The 4,995-nt window shown below is 75.8% G+C and carries 5 protein-coding genes; 4 read left to right on the forward strand and 1 reads right to left on the reverse strand.

What is annotated here, in order from left to right; genetic code table 11:
• From ATM99_RS15915 to ATM99_RS15925, 3 genes are all read left to right on the forward strand, one after another.
• On the forward strand, positions 1–466 hold a 466-nt coding region (locus ATM99_RS15915), incomplete at its 5' end, for a DUF2867 domain-containing protein (RefSeq protein WP_369798102.1).
• Positions 467–541: 75 nt separating this feature from the next.
• Complete coding sequence (locus ATM99_RS15920) at positions 542–1,876, forward strand: glycosyltransferase (RefSeq protein WP_082659914.1); 1,335 nt, start codon at positions 542–544, stop codon at positions 1,874–1,876.
• Between the two features lie 83 nt (positions 1,877–1,959).
• Complete coding sequence (locus tag ATM99_RS15925; protein WP_062103828.1) at positions 1,960–2,700, forward strand: phosphoglyceromutase; 741 nt, start codon at positions 1,960–1,962, stop codon at positions 2,698–2,700.
• Positions 2,701–2,961: 261 nt separating this feature from the next.
• Here the strand turns inward: ATM99_RS15925 and phoU are convergent, their stop codons facing one another.
• Positions 2,962–3,636, reverse strand: coding sequence for a phosphate signaling complex protein PhoU (gene phoU / locus ATM99_RS15930; protein WP_062103825.1), 675 nt, complete (start codon positions 3,634–3,636; stop codon positions 2,962–2,964).
• A 148-nt stretch (positions 3,637–3,784) separates the two neighbouring features.
• Here phoU and ATM99_RS15935 point away from each other — a divergent pair.
• Positions 3,785–4,995: cell wall metabolism sensor histidine kinase WalK (locus ATM99_RS15935; RefSeq protein ID WP_062103826.1), on the forward strand; the 1,211-nt coding region annotated here is incomplete at its 3' end.

Raw genomic sequence — 4,995 nt, forward strand, 5'->3', positions numbered from 1 at the left:
CGCACCGACGGTCACGCCCGGCCTCGTCTCGCTCGCGCTGCGCGACCTGCCGCGCCCCGACTACTGCGACGTCACCGTCGTCCCCCTGCCCGCCGGGGCGTCGGACGACCCCGCGGCGTGGGCCCGGGCGGTCTTCGACGTGCGTCGCGGACCGCGGTGGGTGCTCGTGCTGCTCGCGCTCCGGCAGGTCGCCGTGCGCCTGATCGGGCTGCCGCCGGCCCCGCGCGACACCTTCGCGGTGCGCGAGGTCGTGGGCGAGGAGGCGCTGCTGGCGTCCGACGACCGCCACCTCGACTTCCGCGTCGGCGTGGGCGTCGACGCGGAGCGGTCTCTGCTCCGTGTGGTCACGGCGGTGCGGCTGCACGGCTGGCGCGGTCGCGCGTACTTCGCACCGGTGCGCCTCGCCCACCCCGTCGTCACGGCCGCGATGGTGCGCTCTGCCCTGCGCCGCCCGCCGCGGCGCTGACCGGTGGACCCGCGCCCGGGTCCGGGGCGTGGGCACCGGTGGCGTCACCGCCGGGGGACCGGGCCACAATGGGGCGTGACCACCGACAGAGCGCCGCGCGTCGCCATGCTCTCGGTGCACACCTCGCCGCTCGACCAGCCCGGCACGGGCGACGCGGGCGGCATGAACGTCTACGTCCTGGAGCTCGCGCACGCGCTCGCGGCGCGGGGCGCGCGCGTCGAGGTCTTCACGCGCGCGACGCGGTCCGACGCCCCCGAGACGGTCGTCCTCGACGGCGCCGACGCCGCAGGACGTGCGCTGACCGACGCCGACGCGAGGGACGTGCTGCTGGCCCACGAGGTGCCGGCGGGCGTCACGCCGCCCGTGCTGGTGCACCACGTGCCGGCCGGTCCGTTCGAGGCCCTCGACAAGAACGACCTGCCCGGCGTGCTGTGCGGCATGGCCGCGGGCGTGCTGCGCTCGGAGGCGGCGCGCCGGCCCGGGTGGTACGACGTGGTGCACTCGCACTACTGGCTCTCGGGGCAGGTGGGCGCGATCGCGGCGCAGCGCTGGGAGGTGCCGCTGGTCCACACCGCGCACACGCTCGCGAAGGTCAAGAACGCGAGCCTGGGCCCGGGAGACGCACCCGAGCCGAGCGTGCGCGTCGTCGGCGAGGAGCAGGTCGTCGCGGACGCCGACGCGCTGGTCGCCTCGACGCCCGTCGAGGCGCGCGAGCTCGTCGAGCTGTACGGCGCCGACCCCGAGCGCGTGCACGTCGTCGAGCCCGGCGTCGACCTGGACCGGTTCCGGCCCGGTGCGCCCGGTGCGAGGGCCGCCGCACGGCGCCACCTCGGGCTGCCGCCCGACCGTCCGATCGTCCTGTTCGCGGGCCGTGTCCAGCCGCTCAAGGCGCCCGACGTCCTGGTCCGCGCGCTCGGCGTGCTGCGGGCGACGGGCCGCCCGGTGCCGCAGCTCGTCGTGCTCGGCGGGCCCAGCGGGCGCCCGACGGCCGTGCGCGAGCTCCTCGCGCTCGCGGTCACGCTCGACGTGGACGACGACGTCGTGGTGCGCCCGCCCGCGCCGCGCGACGAGCTCGCCGACTGGTACCGCGCGGCCGACGTGGTCGCGATGCCGTCCCGCTCGGAGTCGTTCGGGCTGGTCGCGGTCGAGGCGCAGGCCACGGGCACGCCGGTGCTCGCGGCGGCGGTCGGCGGGCTGCGCACGGTCGTCGACGACGACGTCTCGGGCCGCCTCGTGCCGGGTCACGACCCCGCGGTGTGGGCCGACGCGATCGCCGCCGCGCTCGCGGACCCGGACCGCCGCGCGCGCTGGGCCGAGGGCGCGCGCCGCGTCGCCGAGCGGTACGCGTGGACCACGGCCGCCGACCAGCTCCTCAAGGTCTACGCGGTCGCGGGCGAGGCGCGTCGCTGACCCGTGCGCGGACCCGGCGCGGGCCGCCGACCGCGGGACGGACGTCCCTGCGGGGCCCGCCGGGCTGGGGCAGGATGGTCGCCATGACCTACACCCTCGTGCTGCTCCGCCACGGCGAGAGCGAGTGGAACGCGAAGAACCTGTTCACCGGCTGGGTCGACGTCCCCCTCTCCGAGAAGGGCGTCGAGGAGGCCAAGCGGGGCGGCAAGCTCCTGACGGACGCGGGTGTGCTCCCGGACGTCGTGCACACGTCGCTGCTGCGCCGCGCGATCACGACCGCGAACTACGCGCTCGACGTGGCGGACCGCCTGTGGATCCCCGTGAAGCGCTCGTGGCGCCTCAACGAGCGTCACTACGGCGCGCTGCAGGGCAAGAACAAGAAGCAGACGCTCGACGAGTACGGCGAGGAGCAGTTCATGCTCTGGCGTCGCTCGTACGACGTCCCGCCGCCGGAGATCGAGCTCGGCACCGAGTTCTCGCAGGACACCGACCCGCGCTACGCGGGCGAGCCGATCCCGCGCACCGAGGCGCTCGCGCAGGTCCTCGACCGCGCGCTGCCGTACTGGGACGCCGAGATCGTGCCCGACCTGAAGTCCCGCAAGACCGTCCTGGTCGCCGCGCACGGCAACTCGATCCGCTCGATCGTCAAGTACCTCGACGACGTCGACGAGCAGACCATCGCGGGCATCAACATCCCCACGGGCATCCCGCTCGTCTACCACCTGGACGAGACGACGCTGAAGCCCACCAACCCGGGCGGCACGTACCTCGACCCCGAGGCGGCCAAGGCGGCCATCGCGGCCGTGGCGAACCAGGGTCGCTGAACGCCCTGACGCACCGCTGACGCACGCCGACGGCCGGTCCACCCGCACGGGTGGGCCGGCCGTCGTCGTGCGTCGTCCTCGGGGTCCGCGACCCCGTCGGCCGTGGTCCGGGGCCGAGCGGTGACGCGACGGATGACGGGGTCGTGCCGACCTGCCGTCCGCTCCGGGGCAGGACGCGACGAGGCGCCCGCCCCCTCCCCGGGACGGACGCCTCGTCGTGCGTGGCGGGGCGGTCGGCCCCGCGGTCGGGACGGACGCCGGTCAGGCGCCCCGCACGGCGGCCGGGTCCAGCGCGTCGGCCAGGTCACCCGTCACCAGGTAGACCATGCGCCGCGCGACGGACACGCCGTGGTCGCCGAACCGCTCGTAGTAGCGGCCCAGCAGCGTGACGTCGACGGTCTCCTGCGTGCTGCGCTCCCACGGGCCCGACAGCATCGCGGTGAACGTGTCGGAGTGCAGCGCGTCCAGCAGGTCGTCGTCCTGCTGGATCGACTCGGCCAGCGCCATGTCCCGCGACTCCAGCAGGGTCGCGACGCGGCGGGCGACGCGCACGGCGGCGTCCTGCATCTGCGTGAACGTCGGCTCGAGCCCGGCCGGCACGGCCGTCTCGGGGTACCGCAGCCGCGCGACCTGCGCGACGTGCCGTGCGAGGTCCCCCATGCGCTCGAGCGACGCGCTCATGCGCAACGCCGACACGACGACCCGCAGGTCGGTCGCGACGGGCTGCTGCTGCGCGAGCAGCCGCACGCAGCGGTCGTCGAGGTCGCGCTCGAGCGCGTCGATCGCGAGGTCGTCGGCGATGACGGACTCGGCGAGCTGGAGGTCGGCGGTGAGCAGCGCGATCCCCGCGCTGCTGATGGCCTGCTCGACCCGGCCGGCCATGGCGACCAGGTCCTGACCGAGCTGCGTGAGCTCGGCCTCGAAGATGTCCCGCATGTGCTCCCTCTCCCTGCGCGTGTGCAGCCCACACCGTCGCACGCGTCGGTGAACGAGCGCCGCCCGGCAGGTGAACACCCGGCGGCGGTTGGTCGTCCCGCGCCGTCGGTGGCGCGGACCGCCGTGGAGCCGCGCCTAGTGTGGCCCCGTGGAGTGGATCCTGGACGCCGTGCCGCTGGCCGCGGGCGTGCTCGGCGTCCTCGTCGGCGCGGTCGCGATGGCGGCGTTCCGGTGGAGCGAGCGCGAGCAGCACCGCGTGCCGCCGCAGCCCGAGCCCGAGCTCGAGGACGGCCTGGTGCGCACGCTGGCGGTGCTGCGCTCGGCGGCCGTGGTGCTCGACGCGCAGGACCGCGTGGTCCGCGCGAGCCCGCCCGCGCACGCGCTGGGCCTGGTGCGCGACGAGCGGCTCGTGCACGCCGCGATGCGCGACATGGTCACGGACGTGCGCCGCGACGGCGTGATCCGTGACGAGGAGCTCGACGTGCCGCGCGGCCCGGTCGGCCCGGCGCGGCTCATGGTGCAGGTCCGGGTCGCGCAGGTGACGCCCGACCACGTGCTGCTGCTCGCGGAGGACCTCACGCAGGCGCGCCGGCTCGAGGCGATCCGCCGCGACTTCGTCGTCAACGTGTCGCACGAGCTGAAGACGCCCGTGGGTGCGCTGTCGCTGCTCGCCGAGACCGTGCAGGACGCGGCCGACGACCCCGAGGCGGTGCGCCGGTTCAGCGGGCGCATGCGCGCCGAGGCGGCCCGGCTGTCGGCGCTCGTGCACGAGATCATCGAGCTGTCGCGCCTGCAGGTCGCGGGCGCGCTCGAGGACGTCGAGGCGGTCGGGGTCGACGACGTGGTCGCGGAGGCCGTCGACCGCGCGCGCACGGGCGCCGACGCCAAGCAGATCCGGATCGCGGCGGGCGGCGACCGTGGCCTCACGGTCTTCGGCGACCACAACCTGCTCGTCACGGCGGTGCGCAACCTGCTGGACAACGCGGTCGCGTACTCGCCCGAGGGCACGCGCGTGAGCCTGGGTGTGCGGCGCCGCGACGCGCTCGTCGAGATCGCGGTCGTCGACGAGGGCGTCGGCATCGCGGAGGCCGACCAGGACCGCGTGTTCGAGCGGTTCTACCGCGTGGACCCGGCGCGCTCGCGCGACACGGGCGGCACCGGTCTCGGGCTGTCGATCGTCAAGCACGTCGCGGCGGACCACGGCGGCGACGTATCGGTGTGGTCGCAACCGGGTCGCGGCTCGACGTTCACGCTGCGCCTCCCGGTGGCCGACGCGCGGCAGGACGACGAGAGCGCCGCGGACGACGGCGCCGCGGACGCCACCCCCGACGCGGCGTCCGACCCGGCCCTCGCTGCCGC

The sequence above is a fragment of the Cellulomonas sp. B6 genome, assembly GCF_001462455.1.
Classification (GTDB): Bacteria; Actinomycetota; Actinomycetes; order Actinomycetales; family Cellulomonadaceae; genus Cellulomonas.

Bases quoted from the DNA above. Each gene is read 5' to 3' on its own strand.
- ATM99_RS15925 (WP_062103828.1), top strand. From the start codon at position 1,960: ATGACCTACACCCTCGTGCTGCTCCGCCACGGCGAGAGCGAGTGGAAC.
- phoU (WP_062103825.1), bottom strand. From the start codon at position 3,636: ATGCGGGACATCTTCGAGGCCGAGCTCACGCAGCTCGGTCAGGACCTG.